Origin of the sequence: Candidatus Amarolinea aalborgensis (assembly GCF_900491745.1) — a bacterium.
GTDB lineage: Bacteria > Chloroflexota > Anaerolineae > SSC4 > Amarolineaceae > Amarolinea > Amarolinea aalborgensis.
The window spans coordinates 94,253-114,780 of the sequence record NZ_UETR01000002.1 but is presented as its reverse complement, the minus strand read 5'-3'; the positions used below and the strand labels follow the sequence as shown (position 1 = coordinate 114,780).

The following is a 20,528-nucleotide window of genomic DNA, read 5'->3' as shown; positions in this document are numbered from 1 at the left end:
CATAGACAATCTGTCCTAACGAGCCTCCGACGTATGGCGGGCTGCGCGCGTGGGGCGCGGATCGGTCTGCGCCGGAGATTAGCATTTACGAGCAGAGTAGAAACGCTCGCCTATGCGCCGTGGTTCCATTGGCGTGCACGCGGCCGCCGCCAGCCTCAGCGCCGCGTGCGCGACGACCGCGGCGCGGCCGCTGGTGTACGTAGGGCCGGGCGATACGCAGGCGCCGTGATCTTGATCTCACGGCTGCGTCCGGGGTCAAACACGCGTGCGTGAAAACGAGTTTCCAAAGGCAAATTATCAAGCGCGATCGTGAACACGGTGGGCAGTCGCGCCACGTAGCGATAATTGATCAGTTGGAACAGTTTTTCCGACGCCCAGGTCGTGGCGCTTTGCGCGCCCAAATCGTCGAGCACCAGCAGTTCCGCCTTCTTGACCTGCTCGAAGCGCTCATCGAGCGAGACAGTGCTGGCGGGATTGAAGGCTGCGCGCAAGAAATCGAGCAGATCGGGCACGAACACGAACATGGGCGCGCCGCCATAGTGACTGTGGCGCTCGCGCGCAATCGCCGCGGCCAGGTGAGTCTTGCCGCAATGGTAGCTGCCGCTGAAAATCAGCCAGCCATCCTGCTCCTGTGCAAACTGCTGCGCGGCGGTCAGCGCCTCACGCAGGCTGGCGCGCTCTTCGCCGTTCAACTCATGCCCGCGCAGGTCGAAGTTATCGAAACGCTGATCTTCATGCAGCGCCAGGCTGTTCAGTTCCAGCGAATCATAGGTCTTGCCCGGTTGGCGAAAATCGGGCGCGACGATGTGAAAGACAGCGCTAATCTCCGGGTCCACCAGGCGAGAGCGCACACGTTCGTCCAAATCTTCGAGGCGAAAATTGGTGGTGATGACCGTGGGCAGATGGGCATTGTAGCGATAGTTGACGATCTGGTAAAGTTTTTCCTGCGCCCAGGGGGTGGTGCTGTGCGCGCCCAGGTCATCCAGGATCAGCAAAGGTGTACTGCGCACCTGCTCGAAGCGCTGATCGAATGTCGTATCCGACTGCGGCGTAAACGCTGCGCGCAGATAGTCCAGGAGATCGGGCGCGACGACGAACATCACCGATTCACCGCGCGCCAGGCGGACGTTGGCAATGGCAGCAGCCAGGTGAGTCTTGCCTGTGCCGCAGCCGCCTTGCAGCACCAGCCAGCCAACCGGCGCATCAGCAAATTTGCGCGCAAAGTCGTAGGCGCTGCGCAAGGAGCGGCGTTTGTCATCGGGCAGGCCCAGCCCATCGGGCAAGAAACGTTCGAACGTCAGGCGCTCTAGTTGACCTAAGTTGCTGACCTGGCGCAGCTGGCTCGCGCGCTCCCACGCCAAGGTGCGCAGGGTGCACACGCAAGGCGCGGCCTTGCCAAAATCGGGATCGCCGATGGGTAGATCGCGCTGAATGAACCCGGTTCCGTGGCAGATGGGGCACACCTCGCCACGGGTGGAACTACCGTTGCCCGACTTGGCAGCCGTCGGGTGATCCTGCGCGACGCGCGCGAGAACCTCAGCCAGGCTTTTCACACGTCACCTCGTTGCACTGTCGTTGCGAAACTGAGCCGCTTGGCGGCTCCCCGTCGAAAAACCGCAGATTGATCAGCCAGGGTGTCATCAGTAATCGAACGGATCGGACCGTTTTTCCAGCTTCTTTGTTTTTCTGGGGGCCTTGGCCGCGGCGGTTTTGGCGCCCTTCGGCTTGCCGCCTGGCTTGCGCTCCGGCATGGGCGCCTCGCGACCTTCGAGCGCCCAGCGCTGCAGGATCGCCTGCACGTAGCGCCAGGTGCGCTTGTTGCGCACAACCGCCTCGCGGAATGCAGCCTCTAGCCACTCCAGGGGATAATCACGCTCCGCATGGCGCAGCTCGTCGGCCAGCAGGGGCTGCAGGAGGCCGATGTTCTGCTCGTACAATACGAAGATGTTTGGGCGTTCGGCGCGCAGGGCGCGATTTTCGAGCAACGGATCATCGAACTCAGGCATCACGCCGCTGCGCACGCGCTCCTGCAGCGTCCGCCCCATCTCGTCATTGATGAAGTACCAATCCTCACGCTCGCCAAAGCGTTCGACCACCAGGTGCAGCAGGCTGCCGCGGGCCACTGCGCGCTCCAGGCCTTCTTGCACCGCGGCGCGGTCAGGCAACCCACTGCGCAGGCGCGCATCGGTCAACAGCTCATCTTGGGTCACGAAACGAACCGAGCCTGGCTTTTCACTGATGCGCCAAAGGCAGAAGAGCGTGACCTTCATCTCGCCCAGGTGGTCAATCGTCGGCAGCAGGTCTGTGAAGGCAAACTGCGGCAGCGCCACCAGGGGCAGCTCGCCGGCTGGAAATCCAGGAAATCCTTTCATGGCTGACCGATCAAGCCTCGGGTTCGAGCGGCTCGCGCACCATTTCCAGGTCGCGGAACTGCGTCAATTCTTTGTGGAAGTACAGCGAGACGGTGCCTACCGGCCCATTGCGGTGTTTTGCCACCATGATGTCGGCGATGTTCTTGCGCTCCGTGTTCTCGTCGTACATATCTTCGCGGTGCACAAAAAGCACGATGTCGGCGTCCTGCTCGATGGAGCCGCTCTCGCGCAGATCGCTCAAGATCGGTCTCTTGTCCGCGCGCTGTTCCACCGCGCGTGACAGTTGGGAAAGGGCCAGCACCGGCACTTTCATCTCGCGCGCCAATTCCTTGAGCGAGCGCGTGATGTAGGAGATTTCTTGCACCCGGTTCTCGTTGCGCGTGGACTGCCCCCGCATGAGCTGTAGATAGTCCACAATGATCACGTCCAGGCCGTGCTCCGCGTGCAGGCGTCGAGCCTTGGTCCGCATTTCCAGCGCGCTGACCGCCGGGGTGTCGTCAATGAACAGATGGGTGTTGGCCAGCACGCCGGCCGCTTCCATCAGAATGGGCCATTCGTCGTCGTGCACATCGCCCAAGCGCAGGCGCTGCTGATCAATGCCGGTTTCGGACGACAGCAGACGCTGCACTAACTGCTCGGCCGACATTTCCAGGCTGAAAAAGGCCACGCGCTGACCATAGCGCTTGGCCGCGTTAGACGCCATGTTGAGAGCCAGACTGGTCTTGCCGGCGCTGGGGCGGGCCGCCAGGACGATGAGATCTGATTTCTGCATGCCGCCGAGGATCTTGTCGAGCAGCTTGAAGCCGGTGGGCACGCCCAGAACCTCACCGCGGTGACGGGCCAGGTAGTCAATCCGATCCACCACATCGCCCATGATTTGCTGCACTGGCACCAGGTCGCGGCGGATGCGGCGCTCGGAGACGTTGAAGACGATCTGCTCAGCCTCGTCCACCACCTCATCCACATCGCGCGACTCGTCGTAGGCCATCTGAGCAATCTGTCCGGCGGCCGTGATCAAGCGGCGCAGCACCGCTTTGCGCTCGACAATGTGCGCGTAGTGTTCGATGTGAATGGCCGTCGGCACGGCGTTGATCAGGTCGGTGACGTACGCGTCGCCGCCCACCTCTTGCAGCTGATTGCGGCTTGCCAGTTCCTCGCAGACGGTGACAAAATCGGCCGGCTGACGCCGTTCGTGCAGATCTAGAATCGTCTGGTAGATCCAGCCATTTTTCTCGCTGTAGAAATCATCCGCGCGCAGAAATGACGCTACTTTGATGACAGCGTCAGTGTCAATCAGCAGCGATCCGAGGACCGCTTCTTCCGCTTCGCGGCTGGATGGAATCAATTTGTCCGGTGTGGTCATGCCGTCATCAAAATCCGTTAAAAGCAGACTTATCTGCGAAGGGCCTTAGGACAGCAGCGGCGAGGCCATGGCCTCGCCGCTGCTGCGTTTGCTCACAATCTGACGTTGAGAGAAAGTTTCAATCGCCAAAGCCGTCTATGTCAAGGCCTTCCACGAACTCGCGGAAGATGTCCAGGCCGCCTTCTTCCTCTTTTTCGCCCTTACCCTTGGCATATCCCGCGTCTTCGGCCTGCGGCGTCTGCACATCGGTCTCCGCCAGGATCGCGGCCCGGTCCATCACCGTTTCCGCGATGAAAATGGGCACGCGGGCGCGTACAGCCAGGGCAATGGCGTCGCTGGGGCGCGCATCAATGTCCACCAACTCACCCGCCGCATCCACCACAATCGCGGCATAAAATGTCTCGCTTTGCAGATCATTGATGACCACGCGCAGCACCTGGGCTTCCAGTGTGGTAATGATGCGCATCAGCAGATCGTGGGTCATCGGCCGGGCCACTTCCACGCCCTGCAATTGGATCGTAATGGCATCCGCTTCAAAAGGGCCAATCCAAATCGGCAGGTAACGCTCGCCGTCAACTTCCTTCAACACCACGACGCGATGCTGTGACATCAGACTGACCCGGACACTATCAATGGTGACCTCGATCATGCGGCCCTCCTCGAAAGCGGTTGGACATGTGCAAGCTCCAGCATAGCCTGCGGAGCGCGCTGGCGTCTGCCGCGCCATAGCGATTATACCACAAGCCCTAAGTCGCACCAAAGTTGGGCAGTTGGAGATGTGGGGGCGCAATGGTATAATCGCGGCTGTGATTCTGGCAACCAGCCAGCACAAATCGAACCCGCAAGGACAGGGATGAACCGGCAGAAATTAGACCCATTGCTGCAAGCGCAGATCGAGCAGGCCGAACCCGACCAGACCATACCAGTGATTGTGCGCCTGGACACGAGTCGTGGCCTGCAGCCCTCGTTCAGCGCTGGCGGGACTGTCGCCGCAGTTCGCTATCAGTATCGGCTTCTACCGATGGCCGCGCTCTTGACCACACCAGGTCAAATCTACTCCCTTCTCGACGATCCAGCCATTGAACAGATCTGGTATGACCTGCCGGTTCAGGTCTGCCTCGATTTTTCTGCGCCGCTGATTCAGGCGCCGCGGTTGTGGAGTATGGGCGCAGCGGGACGCGGCGTGCGCGTGGCGCTGCTCGACACCGGGCTTGATGTATCGCATCCCGATCTGCGCGGGCGGGTGGTTGGCTCGGCCGTCTTTGTGGGCGATAATCTGCTTGACCGCCTGGGACACGGAACCCATGTGGCGGGCATTGTCGCCGGAAACGGTCAGGCCAGTGCAGGCCGTTTTGTCGGCGTTGCGCCCGGCGCGGCGCTCCTCGTGGCCAAAGTCATGGACGACCGCGGCGCCGGTTGGTCAAGCGATGTGATGGCTGGCCTAGATTGGGCGGTGATGCAGGGAGCACGCGTCGTCAACCTATCGCTCAGCAGCGAGCATTTCGGCGATGGCAGCGACGCGCTGTCGCTCTTCTGTGATGCAGCCGTACAGCAAGGGGTGGTTGTGTGCGTGGCGGCGGGCAATGCCGGCCCGACGCCGCACACCGTCGGCGCCCCCGGCTGTGCACGTCAGGTCATTACCGTGGGCGCCAGCACGGACGCGGATGGCGTAGCCGAGTTTTCCGCGCGCGGGCCAACGGCGGACGGACGCATCAAGCCTGACATCCTCTTCCCCGGCACGCTCATCACCTCGGCCCGCGCGCGGGGGACGACCATGGGCGCCAGTCAGGGCGAGTCATACACGGAGGCATCTGGCAGCAGTATGGCGACCGCGCATGCCAGCGGCGTCGCGGCCCTGCTCCTCGAAGCAGACCCCAATCTAACCCCCGCCGAGGTCAAAGCGCATCTGCTGGCCGGGGCCAAGGACCTGGGGCGCAATGCGCAGATGCAGGGCGCGGGTCGCGGCGACGCCTACGCGGCCTTCCGCGTGGGACATTCGGCAAGCGATCTGACGGGCGCCGCGCAGCCCCGGACCCCCTGGGCGGCGGCGGCTGATGCGCCGTTCGCCCTGTATGCGGCTGATCGGCCGCCGCGGCGCACCCTGTCGCGGGGATTGGTGGGCGCGGGCCTGGCCCTGGCCGGCCTTCTGGTCTGCCTGTGTTCACTGCTGATTCTGCTTGGCGGCGTTGACGCGGCGCTGCGCGGCCTGGAAACACGGGGGGTGACGCCAACGCCGGCCTTGAACATGCTGCTGAGCGAGGATTTTGGCCGCAGCGATCCCGCATGGCCTACCAGCGAAGACAGCCAGGCGCAGCGCGGTCTAGCTGAAGGGCGCTATTACCTGATCGCACGTCAGCCGCAAAGTCTGATCAGCCAGGTCATTCCAGGGCGTTACGACAATGTGGTGATTGAAGTGGAAGCAGGTCAGACGGACGGGCCAAGCGGCGGCGCGTATGGCCTGATCTTGCGCCAGCGCGATGACAGCAATTTTTACTACGTGGGGCTGACCTCGCAAGGATCGTACAGTTTTGCCCGCCTGGTCAGCGGTCAGTGGCAGCAGATCATTCCCTGGACGCCGTCAGACAGCATTCTCAAACTTGGCTATTTGAATCGGCTGCGGGTCGAGGCGCGTGGTAAGGAGTTCAAGGTCATCGTCAACGGCCGCGTGCTGGCAACCGTCGAAGACGCCACGTTCGATGCGGGCAGCGCGGCCCTCTTCGCGGCCAGCTTCGACCAGGGCCAGGTGCGCATGGATTTCGACAACCTCACGGTATGGGCGATCGCGCCCTGAGCACCCGAAAGCTGCCGCCGCCGAAAGAAAAATCCTGTTCACCCCATCCAAATGGGACAGGATTCACAGGATTTTCAGGATTCACAGGTTTGCGAGGGTCGGCCGACCCACCGGATTCACCGGATCAGCAGACTGACCGGATTCACCGAATCAGCAGCCAACAGGCCCATTCCGATCTCCGATCTCCGATCTCCAATCTCCGGTATCCTTCCTAGAACGGTTCCTCTGTGGCAGGCTCTTCCATCGGCGGGGGCGGCGGCTCATCCTGGCGTCGCGGTTCCAGGAATTGCAGTCCGTTCATGTGAATCTTCATGCGTGAACGTTTTTCGCCCTTGTCGTCCACCCACTGATCATTGCGAAGTTCGCCTTCCACATACGCCAGGTGCCCTTTTTTCAGGTATTGCTGGCTAATTTCGGCCAGGTGCCCCCAGGCCTCTATGTTGAACCACTCCGTGGCCTGTTTGCGCTCGCCCTCCTGGCCTTTCCAGATGCGATCAACGGCCAGCGAAAACGATACGACCTGCGTCCCGTTCGGGGTGTAACGCACCTCCGGATCGCGGCCCAGGCGGCCGATCAACTGCACACGATTCAAGTTCGCCATACCAATCCTCCCATTTCTACATTCCACCATGGCGGCCAGGCAGGATACAGCGATGCTGCTGTTCGTAGATGGCCGGTTGGGAGGGTCTAACGAAAGCGCCGCGGCAAAACTCGCGCTCAGGCGCCAAAAAGATCGTCCAAATCTTGCGTGAAGCTGCGCACGGGCGCGTGGTCAGCCTCGCGCGGAGAATCCATCGTGACGGCGCGGTAGAACGCCTCGTCATAGCGCCGGGTGCGCAGCACAATGGGCATCGGCACGGCATGACCGACCATGAGAATCTGCTGCTTGGTGTCCAGAGCTTCGAGCATCGCGCGCACCGCGGCGCGGTTGGCAACGCCGGTCAACACCGCTTCGATATCGCGCTCTTCGGTCAGTTTACCGGTGACGCGCGTGCCCAACTGTGAAAGAACTTCCGGATCAATGCCGCTCGGCCGCTGGTCTACGACCATCAGCGTGACGCGGTACTTGCGCAGTTCGCGCGCAATGGTCCCGAAGATGGTCTGGCGGGCCGCGCGGGGATTGAGGAACTTGTGCGCCTCTTCCAGAGTGATCATCAGGGGTTTCGGCGCATCCGATTCCTGCCGTGATTCCATATACTTCTCGATCTTCTGCACGTACAGCTCGCGCACGCGGCGGGTGACGATATTGGCGACAAGCATGTGGTCGAGGCTGCGCGCATCACTGCCGAAGTGCAGGATGACGTGCGTGCCGCGATCAAGGAGGGCCACGATTTCGTCAATGGCCTTGAATTCCGCCTGCGGCACAACGAATGGGCGACGCTCCACCAGGTGCAGCTTGCGCTGCAGCGCGCCCAGGGCCGCCGAACTGGCGTTGGCGTGCTCGGCCCACTCCTTCATCTCCCCAGGCTCCATGGCGAGCAGGCGCGTAAGCCAGTCGCCGTGAAATTCCCGTTCCAGCAGGGCAATCGTGGTCTCAGCCGTCTCGTTGAGGTCCAATTCCTCGCGCAGGAGCAGGATATCGTCGGCCTCGATCTGGTTGAGACCAATACGCAGGGTGGCGTCAACGCGACGGCCGGCGCGGCGCGAGGCCGCTTCACTCAATGACCAGACCTGTACGCGGGTGCCAAACAGTTCCTTGAGGCCTTTGACGATCACCTTATCTTCGGACTGCTTGCCAAACGCGTACTCATCGTGCATGTCGAAAATCAGATTGACGCCTACCTTGCGGTGCACGACGCCGCAGAGCAGCAGGCGGGTGAGGAAGGACTTGCCGGTGCCTGACTGGCCGAAGACGCCATTGGAGCGTTCGAGCAGGCGCTCTAGATCCAGGCTGATTGGCAAATCCGCGCCGACCAGCGGCGTGCCCATGGCAAAGAACTTGCCGCCCTCGCGGCCAAAGACCAGCTCGAAATCGCTCTCGTCCGCGTGGCGCAGAATCGCGAAGTGCATCGGAATCGTGCGCACGGGCTCCGGCCGGGCCAGCTGATCTACAAAGGCCAGCGGATCGGCTGAGGGCTTCTTGATCATCAGCATCGGCTTGACTTGCACCACGGCGTAGGTGCTGGTGCCGGTGAGCGCTTCACGCACGAAGGTGGAGGCCGCGCTGGGCGGCGCGCTGAGCAGGCCCGGATCGGTCACGCGCAGCTGTAGATCGCTGATTGTGCTGAAGTAGAGATGATCCTCGCCCTCCACGATCACAAAGCTGCCGATGCTCAAGCCCTCGGTGGAGACGCCAGCCTCCAGCCGCGCCGTCAGCGTCGCATTGAAAGCCCCGTCGGTGATAATTCCCAATCGTTGGCGTGGTGTCATGTCGCTCCAAGGGGAAAACTGCTAAGAGGGAAATTAAAAATTAAGGACCAGAGATCGGAGATCGGAGATTGGAGATCACGAATGTTCTCGCCTTCAGCCGGTCTCTGGTCTCGGGTCTCCGATCTTCGCTCTCAAGTCTACGTTCAGCCTTTCCTGAACAAATGCCAAGAGGCCGCGGCAGCCCGCCTCTACCAGCTTATAGGTGTAGTCGAAGTTATTGTCATAGTACGGATCGGGTACGTCACGGGGAAAGTTAGGGGGAGCAAACTCCAACAGGCGGTGCACCTTACCGGCGAGATCGCCGCGCGTATCCAGGCGCTGCAGGTCAAAGATATTGTCCTGATCCATGGCAATGACGTAATCGGCCACGCGCAGATCGGTGGTCGTGACCTGGCGGGCGCGGCCGTGGTGCTCAATGCCCGCACGGCGCAGGACAGCCAGCGTACCGCGGTGCGCTTCCTCGCCCACGTGCCACTGGCTCGTGCCCGCCGACAGGATGTCAATTTTGTTTTCCAGTCCGGCCTGCGTCACCAGGCGGCGGAAGACCGCTTCGGCCATGGGCGAGCGGCAGATATTGCCCAGGCAGATGAAGAGAACTTGGATCATTATCGAGGACTCAAGCTGGCTGGGCCACCCGGTTCAGGTTAACCGTGACGCTAGTCAAATCTTGTCCGGCCAGAACTCGTCCTGCAAACAGGATTTCCAGCCCCAGGGGCACACCGTCCTCGTCCACGTCAACGTAGATGTACTTTCCGACGGTCAACGTGTCATCAACTTCGCCCGCGCGCAGCCGGACATAGATCGCGTCTGCCTGCGGATCATAGTCAATTTGCATTTCTCACCTCTCACCCCTTGTCTTATGTATCCGAGGCTTCATCACAGTATAGATAACGAAACCTGCGGTCGTTTCTTGATAGACGACGCGCACTTTCCAGATTCCAAACCGCTTGATGGCAATTTCCTCACCGCTCTCGCCAAAGAGGAGTTCATCTGGCGACTCCAGTGTCTCAGCAACCTGTTCATCACTGACTTTACGCTGGAGCATCCGTTGTTTGGCGTGGTGGGTGTAGACAATGTGCACCGATCCTCCTCGCTATCACAGTCCGTCAATAGCCGTATTGTTTACGCCAGCACTACTTTACCGCAAATCCCACGCCCTGGCAAGGCCGCAACGGCTACTGTTCTGCGCCCACCACCACGTTGATCTCCTCCGCCGTCAGCCCATAGAGCTCACAAACCAGCGTATCAATCTGCCGATCCGTCGCCTCGATCTGGCGCTGCAGCACCGTCTTGACATGCTCGGCGCTTTGACTGCGGCCAAAGTCACCACGCGTCTGCTCAGCCGCCAGCTTCTTGTGCAGTTCCAACATGCGCTCCAACCAGGCTGACCATGCGGTCGTAGCAGCTGATTTTGGGAATGAAATTGCTACCAAATGGTCGCGACCGCGGCGGCTCGGATTCGCAAGTCGCGCGTTACCAGCGGCAATCCCAAGTAGAATGCCGTTGCTGCAATCACCCGATCGGGCATTTCTGGGACATCGCTGCGCGGAATGTTCTCGAGCGCCAGAGCGATAGATAGATCCAGTGGCACTACCATCAACCCGCTGTCCGGTCGAAGTAACTCGCCCACGAGGCGCTCAAAAACCTCACGTGGTAGCCGACCCTTCTCTGCCAGGTAGGCGACTTCTACCAACGAGATCGAGGCTACATAGATGGATTCGCCCGCGTCGATAGCGCCGCGCAGCGCAGCCAGAGCATCTGGTGACAGCCTTTGCGGGCTGAACAGAAGCCAGACAACTGCGTGGGTGTCAACAACCACAGCGCTCATAATTCAATGTCTCGAGGGAAATGCTTCCACAATTCCAACCGTGTGTCTTCGATGTCCTGGGTGCTGATGTCAACGCCAAGTCCGGCGAACAAGCCAATGGGGTTGCGTCGGGTCCTGCTGGCAGTTGACTTTCGACTGAGGAAGTCCGCGAAGTCAAGGACCTCGACCTGTCGAGCAACAGGCAAGGTGCGCATTCGTTGCATTAGAGTCTCCTCGATGTTCATGATCTCACGTCCGTTTTCTCGTATCTTCTCAATAATCCGGGGGGACCAGTTATGTCGGTTCCCAGGAAGCGCCGAGTGACAGTTCGATGGCGCGCTGCGTGATGAGGTCGGCGAGATCAGGCATCTGGCAGGCGCCAGACACGCGATCATGGATGTAGCGATAGATGCTGACGCCCAGCTTCTTGGCTGTGGCCGTCAGAGTCATAAAGGTATCCCAAGCGTTGGCGCCATCGTGCGTACGCGGGCCAAAGCTGACATCACGTTTGCGCACGCGCTGGCGGGCACCCAGTTCGGCCGGGTTGTTGTGCAGCGGGATTTCGGGATGGTCGAGGACCAGCAAGAGGTTGGTCTTCTTGAACTTGGTCTTTTCAATGCGCTCATCCAAGGCTCGGTAGCCAGTCACCGTGGCGAACAAGGTATCGAACTTGGTCTCGAGTCGCGCTTTCTCGTCTGTGCTGGGCTGCTGACGGTAGGTCAGCAGTTCGTCGTAGTATTTCCAGAACTGCTTGGTAAACTCGGTCAAGAGGTTGCGGAACGGCGGACTGCTCGGGTCAAGTTTCTTGTAGTGGCGGCCTTCGTGAATCCAACACAGCGCCAGTTGCTCAGTCACCCAGTTGAATTGGGGAGCGTCATCGCACAGCAGGAGTTTGACGACCGGGAACTCCAATTGGGCATGGTAGGAGGCAACGGTCGCCGCTTCCAAGATGTGCGACCGCTGCTGCGGCCCCAGGGCCGGCAGACGTTCGTCCAACAGAGCTTTGAACTCGGCTTCACTCAAGTCCTGGTCTTGCGGCAGACCTTGTACGATGCGTACGGTGCGCTGCGCCAAGCCGAACACGTACAGAAAACTGATGGCTTCGGCATTGACCCGGAAGGTACGGACGTGCAGATTACGCAGTACGTCCACAATGGTCAGCCGGTCTTTGTGGGCCGTCGTGAAGTACGCCGTATACAGCGGATTACATACCACATGACAATGCTCATTCTGGCCATTGACCCGCGTTGCCGTATCGTCCAGGTGTTGCCACGGGCTGCTGCGCAGTCCCGCTTCGTAGATGGCAGCCTTCTCGGCGTGCAGGTCCGGCCAGTCTTTGATCAGCCAGTTCGACAACTCACCCGCCGACAGTTGGATACCAACATTGGCGAAGAACTCCAGGATCTTCGGCTCGGCCACGTTGCAGGCGAAATACTGCACCAACGCCAGCGCTTTGATCCCCGGCCCAAACTGTCCTGTGTAGCCCGGCGGCAGTGCCGCCAGATACACCCGGCGCTCGCTCGGTGAGTAGTACTTCTCTTTGTGGTACAGCACGTTGTCGGTGTGGATGACCACATCCTGCACAACGCTGTCTTCGTAACCCTTGAACTCCGCATCGGCAGGCAGTTGCGTCTTATCAACCGTCAGCACTTCTTCGCGATCAATCGTGATCTTGGCCAGCTTGCTGCCCTTCTGCCATGCCTGTGGCTTGCGCCGCTCGGCCTCTGACGAGTGGTTCTTATCTGCCCCAGGCGTCTTGCCACGCCGATTGGGCTTGATATCCGGCTTGCCTTGTTCACCCTTCAGGTGGTTGTTCTCGTCGCGCAGTCGCTGCACCTCGGCTTGCAACTGGCGCACCGTCGCCTGCAGATCCTCAACCAAGTTCAGCAACCCAACGATGGCACGCTTGGCCTGCGCTATATCCTGGAGCTGATCTAGATCAAGCTGTTCGAACAACATAATCCCTCACCACCTGCACGGGTCAGACTATTCAGCTTCACGGCACCCAGCACAACGACTCGCAGTATAGCACGACTGACAGCCGCTTGTCTATGATCATTGTCCTTGACACCGGGCTCAGTTCACTCCCCCCGGTTTATTGAGAAGATACGTTTTCTCCTTGTCTGCAAATAAAGGCGGTATCCGGGAAATACTTGGGCTATGCGCTCATCTTGAGTTTAGAGTTCACGAGCCAAAGCGAAACCAGCGTTTCGCAGTGAAACGCACCTTAACAAGCTATTCAGTTAGTCCAGTATCTGCTCAAAGGCTTGAGTAAGCGGTTACTAAAGCCTTTTTTGGGTTGTTTGACCCTTGCGAACCACTTCATGGCGTTTTTTGAGGGCTGGACGATACCCTTTGATACGTCCAAGGCCTTTTCCTGCGGGTCTGGGTGCACAGGCCGGTGTGCCCAACTTCGCCAAAAATCGTCCGGCGCCCCGTTGCACCTGTCCTGGGGTCATCCAGACCTGCTGGTCTTGGCTCTTGCGAGGATACCAAGCCGAGCACAGGTCTTCGACTTGACGGCCCATCAGCAGGAGTTGCCAGTAAGCCAGAGCACATAGCCACATCCAGCGTTGGATTGCGTCGTTATCGGTCAGGCGATGGGCGTTCAGTCCCAGGTGTTGTTTCATGAACCGAAAGGCGTGCTCAATGGCAAAGCGCCAAAGATACATCCGGCACACGTCCTGCAAAGCCACGGTCTCTGGCCCTATCCAAAACAGCCACATCGGGCGTTTGTAGCGCAACGAGCCATCCGGTTTGAGAAATTCGACCCGCAATACCAGGCCAATCAACGTAGGCAGCTTGATAAGGTGAAGCTTATGCCACGCGTCCAAACGAATCTGCTGCGAGCCCAGAGAAAATGTCTCGCTGCGGTCTGGCTTACGTAAAGACTTGCCCATCCTGAATGCAGCGCCATGTTTCTGGGGTGCTCCCCGCTTCCCGGCCAGCCTTGGCTTGGGCTGCTCGTACAAGATGACATTCTGACGCAACCTCACCAACGCAACCACGGTTTGAAGCACCAAGAACACAGCCAAGAAGACCTGATTGGCGTAGAGGCTGTCGGCGACGACAACTTTTGGCCGTTTGCTTTGTCCGTCAAGCGCCTTGATCTGTGCCACAGCGGTTTGGTTGTCGTTGCTGTCCACCTTTACCCGGCGCACATCCCACGGTGCAATCCAGGAAGTCCTCTGTTTGACCAGACGTACCAGCCAGGAAAACTTCTGCCCCACCCGCACCGGTGCGTTCTTCTGCGCTTTCAGTAAGCCTCGTTCGGCAAGCGTTTCTGCTTCAGGACGCTCGTCCGGCGTGCAATCCAGCGCATACACCTCATACCCAGCTATTTGCTCGCAATCGGCTGGTTGCTGTCTTTCCAGAATGGGATGCACTTGTTCGGCTTCGATACGCCCCTCGCCGAGCGTATCGTAAATCGAACTGAACTTCCGCCGATAAGGTGCCTCCTCGCTCAACGCTACCGGCGAGTCTACGTGCCCGGCAACGGTCAGAGCGTCCACCAAATCCACCATCGCATCTGCCCGTTTGGGCAGAATCTGGTATACTGACTGACGAAACTGTTGGAGAACGGATGTTGTATTCATACCACCCTTATACCAGCAGTTTCTTACTTGTTAAAGTTCAGCAAGGTCAAACCGCAACATCCGCATCAGCACTTGACGCATCGCGGCTCTAAAGTCAAGCTCATCGGGACCTCAATAATGGCTGCTATCACCAATGCCATTTTCGCCTCGGTCTACGCCCAACTACGGCACAATCACGCTATCCATCATGCTTACTTTACCGCAAATCCCACGGCCTGGCAAGGTCATAGATGCTACTGTCCTGCACGCTCCACCACGTTGATCTCCTCCTCTGTCAACCCGTAGAGCTCATACACCAGCGCATCAATCTGCCGATCCGTGGCTTCGATCTGACGCTGCAGCACGGTCCTGACATGAGGCGTCTGCGCGGCCGCCAGCTTCTTGTGCAGGTCCAACATGCGCTCCACCAGGCTGACCATGCGGTCGTGTTGTCAGAATCGCCCAGGGCGGGTATAATTCCGAAGCAATCATGGTCTGGGGAGCAAATAACTATGGTGACGGTGCAACGCGTGACATTCGATGAGCTAAACGAGCACTTACGCGCCTACGAGCAACGTTATGGATACTCGACCCTAGAGTTTTTTCGGCGCTATCACAGCGGTGAATTGGGTGATGACGATGATTTCATGATGTGGGCCGGTTTGTACCATCTATATCTGACCTCATTGCCCGTTCGCCAGTTTATGCAGAGCGAGTTGATCGCAGCATGAGGATTGACGACTATTTTGCATCACTCGAACGGGGTCTGCGCCAGGATCCACTAGTAAGTCACCTACAAGAGCCGTTCACGTGCTTGGCCTCGGACGACTTCAATGGTCTCATCCGCACCCGCGTTTTCTTTTGGGATGGCTCTTTTCTTGATCTCTATGAGGTGGTCAGCACCGAACTGGGTTATCCGGTGCGCATCAGCTATGCCTATACATACCTGCGCGGAGGACAACGCGTGTTTCGTTATGACAACGCGCCGCATCACCCGAAAATCATCACCTATCCTCATCATAAACATATCGGCGCGCAAGACCGCGTGGCTCCATCTGACCAGCCCAGCCTGGGCCAGGTGCTCACTGAAATCGCGGCTTGGTTACAGAGACATTCCTCCTAACTCCGCTCCACCACGTTGATCTCCTCCTCTGTCAGCCCGTAGAGCTCATACACCAACTGGTCAATCTGCCGATCCATGGCTTCGATTTGGCGCTGCAGCACCGTCTTGACATGCTCGGCGCTTTGGCTGCGGCCAAAGTCGCCATGCGTCTGCTCAGCCGCCAGCTTCTTGTGCAGTTCCAACATGCGCTCCAACCAGGCTGACCATGCGGTCGTGGCAGCTGATTTTGGGAATGAAATTGCTACCAAATGGTCGCGACCGCGGCGGCTCGGATTCGCAAGTCGCGCGTTACCAGCGGCAATCCCAAGTAGAATGCCGTTGCTGCAATCACCCGATCGGGCATTTCTGGGACATCGCTGCGCGGAATGTTCTCGAGCGCCAGAGCGATAGATAGATCCAGTGGCACTACCATCAACCCGCTGTCCGGTCGAAGTAACTCGCCCACGAGGCGCTCAAAAACCTCACGTGATAGCCGACCCTTCTCTGCCAGATAGGCGACTTCTACCAGCGAGATCGAGGCCACATAGATGGATTCGCCCGCGTCGATCGCGCCGCGCAGCGCAGCCAGAGCATCTGGTGACAGCCTTTGCGGGCTGAACAGAAGCCAGACAACTGCGTGGGTGTCAGCAACCACAGCGCTCATAATTCAATGTCTCGAGGGAAATGCTTCCACAATTCCAACCGTGCGTCTTCGATGTCCTGGGTGCTGATGTCAACGCCAAGGCCGGCGAACAAGCCAATGGGATTGCGTCGGGTCCTGCTGGCAGTTGACTTTCGACTGAGGAAGTCCGCGAAGTCAAGGACCTCGACCTGTCGAGCAACAGGCAAGGTGCGCATTCGTTGCATTAGAGTCTCCTCGATGTTCATGATCTCACGTCCGTTTTCTCCTTGTCTGCAAATAAAGGCGGTATCCGGGAAATACTTGGGCTATGCGCTCATCGGGACCTCAATAATGGCTGCTATCACCAATGCCATTTTCGCCTCGGTCTACGCCCAACTACGGCACAATCACGCTATCCATCATGCTTACTTTACCGCAAATCCCACGGCCTGGCAAGGTCATAGATGCTACTGTCCTGCACGCTCCACCACGTTGATCTCCTCCTCTGTCAACCCGTAGAGCTCATACACCAGCGCATCAATCTGCCGGTCCGTCGCTTCGATTTGGCGCTGGAGCACGGTCTTGACATGCTCGGCGCTTTGGCTGCGGCCAAAGTCGCCATGCGTCTGCTCAGCCGCCAGCTTCTTGTGCAGTTCCAACATGCGCTCCAACCCGGCTGACGATGCGGTCGTGCCGCGCCACGTCAGCCGGGTGTTTATTTCATCCCCCAAGAACACGACAGCGCGAGAGAGCCAGCTTGAGTACCGCGCTTTTAGCTTGCCGAAATCGTTTCCCCACTCGCTTGGTCAACACGCTGCCGCAGCCACACGTTCACAAGGGTTTGCGTGCTGACATGGCGTTTTCTGGCAATGCGACGCAGATCCCGCATTAACTCAGGCTCGATGCCAACCAGCGAACGACGAGCCGATGGGGCGAAGGTCATCTCAACTTCGTATGTCTGGTCTTCGAAATCCGCCAGGCTGTGCGTGTCCCAAAACTCCGCCATCTCTTCCAGCGTGTGCGACTGGGAGATGCTGCTCACATTACCTTCTGCCATAGGTTTTTCGTTCCTTGCTATCCATGTCGCGAGCGCTTATCACCAGCGCTTGCCTTCCCTGCTTTAAGACGAAGAACACAATCACGTGTCGCCCTGATTTCGTTTGTCCGTAAGCGGCATACAGATTCTCGTCAGGACGATGGCCTTTCTCCACAAACCGGATATGAAGTTCGCCAAAGAGCAATTCCTCGGCCTCCGCTACCGTAAGGTGATGCTTCTCCCAGAGCTTGTCCTCAATCTCGGGCAACCAGATGACTTCTCTGACTCTCATGGCATTCCTCGCTTCACGGAGTCGGTGTTTGCTATTCCAGCGCCTTGTTGATGCGATTGTATCATCTTCCTTGGAATCCCGCTAGCGCCGCGAATTGTATCACTCTGCTGCGCTTCCCTCCACGACCGCAATCTCCTCCGCCGTCAACCCGTAGAGCTCATACACCAGCGCATCAATCTGCCGATCCGTGGCTTCGATCTGGCGCTGCAGCACGGTCTTGACATGGGGCGTCTGCTCAGCCGCCAGCTTCTTGTGCAGTTCCAACATACGCTCCACCAGGCTGACCATGCGGTCGTGCCGCGCCACGTCAGCCGAGGAGGTGACGTCAATCGTGCGGATGGGGAGTTGTTTGATGTCCTGGGGATTTAGTTTCGGAAAGATGTTTTTGCCAAAATTAGGGAGGACCAACCCACCGTACCAGCTGACCAAAGTCGAGTTGCATATGCCCAAGAAATACTTCGGAGAATAAGGCCCTCCGTCAGAAGCAAGGAATGGCGTGATACTATGCCCAAAGTACAGGAGTTCCTCGGAGAAGGTTGCCTGTATTCTCTTGCGGGGGCCCGGGATTTCTCGGAATAGCAAGCGTGGGCTTGAGAAGTAATGCGGCTCACGCGGTGCGGCGAGCCATGGACCATAGCTTATCCATTCTCCACTCCATGTCAGTCGGTAGCGACTCACATCCTTCCCTGCCAACCACATTCCGCAAGTGTCGTCCTGCTTGTGGTTGAAATGATACGCTCGATTCTTGATTAGGTCAGGGGCCTGTCCACGATACCGGTCGTAGGGAGTAATTCCCTGGGCAATCGTTCCAAAGTCAGCGAGAGGCCTTGAAAGCTTCCGGATTTTCTCAATCAGACTCGCATTTTTGACATCGAGGCGATACTCAAAACCATATGTTGGATCAGCATACCACTTTTCTGCTGGAATCTGCCACGATCTGTCGCGAAACTCAACATCCACAGGCCCATGTTGAACAGCCCTGCCAAACACAAACACGATGGTATTGACAACAGCTTGGCGAAACACGCCTTCTCCAAAAAACTGAACTGTCGCGATGTGCCCCCGCTGTGCCAAGATTTGGCGCAGGCGACCACAACCTTCCAAGCGAAGCCATAGTTCAGGCGTAATGAAGCTTACCCAGCCTCCTGGTCTGACAAGATCTGTTGCCTTCTCAATAAAGTACAAGTAACTGTCGTATTTGTACTGGTAGGACTTGAAAGAAGCCTTAACGTAAGCCTTCTCTTCGATACTCAAATAAGCTCCATACGGCGGGTTGCCGATGATGGCGTCGAAGCCGCCGTCGCTGTGGCTCTCGCCCTGCGCGGCAGGAAAAATGGACGGGAACTCGGCCGGCCAGCCGAAGGCGTTGACGCGCAAGGCTTCGTCGTCGCTCAGCAGCGCCATCTGCTGGCCGGCGTAGAAGTCCGGGCCAACGAGCGAGTTGCCGCACTTGATGTTGCGCCCCAGGTCGGGCAGGGCGCGTTCGGGGAAAAGCCGCAGCTGCTGACCGATGCTCTGCGCGTCCTCGCCTTCCAGCACCTTGAGCAGCAGCGACAGCTTGGTCACTTCCACGGCCTGCGGGTCAATGTCCACGCCGTAGAGGTGATCGAGCACGATGCGCTTGCGCTCCGCGATGGTCAAACGCCAGTCGCCGCGCTCAGCCTGGTACAGACGCGGCGCGCGGCCCGCGGCCCATTTCTGCGGCCCATCGGCCAGGTACGCAGCCAGGTGCCAATCCAGCAGAAACTGGTACGCGCCCAGCAAGAAAGAGCCAGAGCCGCACGCGATATCGGCGATGCGCAAGGGCGGCGCCTTGCGTTCGCCCGTCACCTGACGCACGCTCTTGCCTTCCAGCAGGCGGCCCACGGTCTGTTTGACGATGGCGTCCACGATGAAGGTGGGCGTGTAGAAGACGCCGCCGGCTTTGCGCACGGCCGGCTTTTCTTCGACCACCGCGCGGTGGCCGGACGTCAGGCGGATCACCTTGCCCAGGAACTGTTCGTAGACCTGGCCCAGGATGTCGGCTGGCAGCACAGAGAACTCGTAGGGACTGTCGGGGTAGTAAAGATTCTTGAGGATGTCGCGTAGGACCCGGTCGTCAATCGTCAGCCGCGGCGTCACCTGGTCGGCTGCGTCGCCGCGGCCCTTTTCGGTCTCGAAATAAAAGAGTCCAGAGTTGTAGCGCGCATCCGCGTGGCGAAAGCGCAGCAGCAGCCGCGCGTAGACCTCGCTGCCGTTGACCAGCCCCAGCAGCGTGCCGTACGGTTCGATGCCGCGGTCCTCGCAGATGCGCAGGAAGATGAGGCGGTCAATCGTCTGCTGCAGCGCGAAGTTTAGCTCGCGCGGGCCGAGATCGGGGTTGCGCAGCGCCAGGTTGTGCGCCAGCAGGTCGCGCCAGCGCTCGATCTCCGCCAGGAAAGCTGCGTCCACCTCGGCCGTGCCGCGCTTGCCGCCCGTGGCCGCGGCGTATTGGTCGAACGCGCCGCGCAGAATCGCGTCGCGCGCGAAGATGGCCTCGATCTCGTCCCATCGTTCGACATACTGATCGAAAGTCAGGTAAAGGATGCGGGCAGCAGACGGCTTGTCGCTCTTGTCCGGCTTGACCCGGCAGTCGTAGACCGCGAACTCCTCGAAGTCGGTGAGGATGCTGAGCGGCAGCTTGGCGCTCCATGCGTAACGCCGCAGCTGGTAGGCTGGATTCACATCGTTCTTGATGTCCACCGACGGCTTTTTGGCTTCGACGAAGAACTTGCGCGCGCCGCCGATGCGAAAGCCGTAGTCTGGCGCTTTGGTGCCGCCGCCCACCTTGATCGCGTCCTCATGCACCACGTCCTTATAGGCCTCGGCGTAGCCCCGCTCGTTCTCCACGTCCCAGCCCAGGGCTTTGAAAAACGGATTGATGAACTCGATGCGGGTCAAGGTCTCGTTATACGCGTCGCGCTTGTAGCTGTCCGCATGGGAGCGAAAGCGTGCGACGAGATCAACGATCGCGGCAGGTGCAGGCATGATTGGACCTTTCCACGGTAATGAGGACAAGCCGTCCCAGGCTGAGGCCGCGGCCTGGCGCGATTATAGCCTCGAACGGGCGCGAGAGCAAACCGGTGAACATTTCCTAAGGCGGCTTTGCACTTTGCACTCTGCCCTCTCAACTTCCGCTTGACGCCCATCGCAAAATCGTGTATCCTTGACCGTAGGTTA

21 protein-coding genes and 3 pseudogenes are annotated in these 20,528 nt (G+C 59.2%); 3 read left to right on the top strand and 21 right to left on the bottom strand.

Features of this window, described 5'->3' with window-relative positions; genetic code table 11:
* Window positions 1-155: 155 nt before the first annotated feature.
* From ACPQ6D_RS03295 to ACPQ6D_RS03280, 4 genes are all read right to left on the bottom strand, one after another.
* Window positions 156-1,553, bottom strand: coding sequence for an ATP-binding protein (locus ACPQ6D_RS03295; RefSeq protein ID WP_423222867.1), 1,398 nt, complete (start codon window positions 1,551-1,553; stop codon window positions 156-158).
* An 87-nt stretch (window positions 1,554-1,640) separates the two neighbouring features.
* Complete coding sequence (locus ACPQ6D_RS03290) at window positions 1,641-2,372, bottom strand: DnaD domain-containing protein (protein ID WP_423222866.1); 732 nt, start codon at window positions 2,370-2,372, stop codon at window positions 1,641-1,643.
* A gap of 10 nt (window positions 2,373-2,382) precedes the next feature.
* Window positions 2,383-3,735, bottom strand: a complete 1,353-nt coding sequence (gene dnaB / locus ACPQ6D_RS03285; protein WP_423222865.1) for a replicative DNA helicase — start codon at window positions 3,733-3,735, stop codon at window positions 2,383-2,385.
* A gap of 118 nt (window positions 3,736-3,853) precedes the next feature.
* Window positions 3,854-4,384: a bifunctional nuclease family protein gene (locus ACPQ6D_RS03280; protein ID WP_423222864.1), complete on the bottom strand. Its 531-nt coding sequence runs from the start codon at window positions 4,382-4,384 to the stop codon at window positions 3,854-3,856.
* A gap of 204 nt (window positions 4,385-4,588) precedes the next feature.
* Between ACPQ6D_RS03280 and ACPQ6D_RS03275 the strand changes: the two genes are divergently transcribed.
* Window positions 4,589-6,526, top strand: coding sequence for a S8 family peptidase (locus ACPQ6D_RS03275; protein ID WP_423222863.1), 1,938 nt, complete (start codon window positions 4,589-4,591; stop codon window positions 6,524-6,526).
* A 211-nt stretch (window positions 6,527-6,737) separates the two neighbouring features.
* On the opposite strand, the gene ACPQ6D_RS03270 is transcribed toward ACPQ6D_RS03275, so the two are convergent.
* From ACPQ6D_RS03270 to ACPQ6D_RS03225, 10 genes and pseudogenes are all read right to left on the bottom strand, one after another.
* Complete coding sequence (locus tag ACPQ6D_RS03270) at window positions 6,738-7,127, bottom strand: single-stranded DNA-binding protein (protein ID WP_423222862.1); 390 nt, start codon at window positions 7,125-7,127, stop codon at window positions 6,738-6,740.
* 116 nt (window positions 7,128-7,243) lie between these two features.
* The gene (locus tag ACPQ6D_RS03265; RefSeq protein WP_423222861.1) at window positions 7,244-8,896 is read right to left on the bottom strand and encodes an ATP-binding protein; all 1,653 of its coding nucleotides are present in this window, start codon (window positions 8,894-8,896) and stop codon (window positions 7,244-7,246) included.
* Between the two features lie 93 nt (window positions 8,897-8,989).
* Complete coding sequence (locus ACPQ6D_RS03260; RefSeq protein ID WP_423222860.1) at window positions 8,990-9,502, bottom strand: low molecular weight protein-tyrosine-phosphatase; 513 nt, start codon at window positions 9,500-9,502, stop codon at window positions 8,990-8,992.
* A gap of 10 nt (window positions 9,503-9,512) precedes the next feature.
* Window positions 9,513-9,731, bottom strand: a complete 219-nt coding sequence (locus ACPQ6D_RS03255; RefSeq protein WP_423222859.1) for a DUF2283 domain-containing protein — start codon at window positions 9,729-9,731, stop codon at window positions 9,513-9,515.
* Window positions 9,732-9,734: 3 nt separating this feature from the next.
* Window positions 9,735-9,977 carry a DUF4258 domain-containing protein gene (locus tag ACPQ6D_RS03250; RefSeq protein WP_423222858.1) on the bottom strand — a complete coding sequence of 81 codons (243 nt, stop codon included), beginning with the start codon at window positions 9,975-9,977 and terminating at the stop codon, window positions 9,735-9,737.
* Window positions 9,978-10,071: 94 nt separating this feature from the next.
* Window positions 10,072-10,266, bottom strand: a complete 195-nt coding sequence (locus tag ACPQ6D_RS03245; RefSeq protein ID WP_423222857.1) for a hypothetical protein — start codon at window positions 10,264-10,266, stop codon at window positions 10,072-10,074.
* A gap of 56 nt (window positions 10,267-10,322) precedes the next feature.
* The gene (locus tag ACPQ6D_RS03240; RefSeq protein WP_423222856.1) at window positions 10,323-10,724 is read right to left on the bottom strand and encodes a type II toxin-antitoxin system VapC family toxin; all 402 of its coding nucleotides are present in this window, start codon (window positions 10,722-10,724) and stop codon (window positions 10,323-10,325) included.
* A 273-nt stretch (window positions 10,725-10,997) separates the two neighbouring features.
* Complete coding sequence (locus tag ACPQ6D_RS03235) at window positions 10,998-12,662, bottom strand: IS66 family transposase (RefSeq protein ID WP_423222855.1); 1,665 nt, start codon at window positions 12,660-12,662, stop codon at window positions 10,998-11,000.
* Window positions 12,663-12,985: 323 nt separating this feature from the next.
* Window positions 12,986-14,299, bottom strand: coding sequence for a transposase (locus ACPQ6D_RS03230; RefSeq protein ID WP_423222854.1), 1,314 nt, complete (start codon window positions 14,297-14,299; stop codon window positions 12,986-12,988).
* Window positions 14,300-14,532: 233 nt separating this feature from the next.
* Window positions 14,533-14,730, bottom strand: a pseudogene (locus tag ACPQ6D_RS03225) (hypothetical protein); the annotation flags it as partial.
* A gap of 60 nt (window positions 14,731-14,790) precedes the next feature.
* On the opposite strand from ACPQ6D_RS03225, the gene ACPQ6D_RS03220 reads away from it, so the two are divergent.
* The gene (locus tag ACPQ6D_RS03220; RefSeq protein ID WP_423222853.1) at window positions 14,791-15,009 is read left to right on the top strand and encodes a hypothetical protein; all 219 of its coding nucleotides are present in this window, start codon (window positions 14,791-14,793) and stop codon (window positions 15,007-15,009) included.
* Window positions 15,006-15,401 carry a toxin-antitoxin system TumE family protein gene (locus tag ACPQ6D_RS03215; RefSeq protein ID WP_423222852.1) on the top strand — a complete coding sequence of 132 codons (396 nt, stop codon included), beginning with the start codon at window positions 15,006-15,008 and terminating at the stop codon, window positions 15,399-15,401. Before ACPQ6D_RS03220 ends, ACPQ6D_RS03215 begins: the two co-directional genes overlap by 4 nt.
* Here ACPQ6D_RS03215 and ACPQ6D_RS03210 read toward each other — a convergent pair.
* The 7 genes and pseudogenes from ACPQ6D_RS03210 to ACPQ6D_RS03180 form a co-directional block, all read right to left on the bottom strand.
* A pseudogene (locus tag ACPQ6D_RS03210) lies at window positions 15,398-15,617 on the bottom strand (hypothetical protein); the annotation flags it as partial. The gene ACPQ6D_RS03215 and the pseudogene ACPQ6D_RS03210 sit on opposite strands and share 4 nt — an antisense overlap.
* Window positions 15,618-15,642: 25 nt before the next feature.
* Entirely contained in the window at window positions 15,643-16,044 is a 402-nt protein-coding gene (locus ACPQ6D_RS03205) for a type II toxin-antitoxin system VapC family toxin (RefSeq protein ID WP_423222851.1), read from the bottom strand.
* A complete protein-coding gene (locus ACPQ6D_RS03200; protein ID WP_423222850.1) occupies window positions 16,041-16,268 on the bottom strand; it encodes a DUF2281 domain-containing protein in 228 nt (75 codons plus the stop codon). Before ACPQ6D_RS03200 ends, ACPQ6D_RS03205 begins: the two co-directional genes overlap by 4 nt.
* 201 nt (window positions 16,269-16,469) lie before the next feature.
* Window positions 16,470-16,713: pseudogene (locus tag ACPQ6D_RS03195) on the bottom strand (hypothetical protein); the annotation flags it as partial.
* A gap of 61 nt (window positions 16,714-16,774) precedes the next feature.
* Window positions 16,775-17,059 carry a CopG family antitoxin gene (locus ACPQ6D_RS03190; RefSeq protein WP_423222849.1) on the bottom strand — a complete coding sequence of 95 codons (285 nt, stop codon included), beginning with the start codon at window positions 17,057-17,059 and terminating at the stop codon, window positions 16,775-16,777.
* On the bottom strand, window positions 17,046-17,330 hold the full coding sequence (locus ACPQ6D_RS03185; protein WP_423222848.1) for a BrnT family toxin: 285 nt from the start codon (window positions 17,328-17,330) through the stop codon (window positions 17,046-17,048). Before ACPQ6D_RS03185 ends, ACPQ6D_RS03190 begins: the two co-directional genes overlap by 14 nt.
* A gap of 99 nt (window positions 17,331-17,429) precedes the next feature.
* The gene (locus ACPQ6D_RS03180) at window positions 17,430-20,336 is read right to left on the bottom strand and encodes an Eco57I restriction-modification methylase domain-containing protein (protein WP_423222847.1); all 2,907 of its coding nucleotides are present in this window, start codon (window positions 20,334-20,336) and stop codon (window positions 17,430-17,432) included.
* Window positions 20,337-20,528 lie beyond the last annotated feature (192 nt).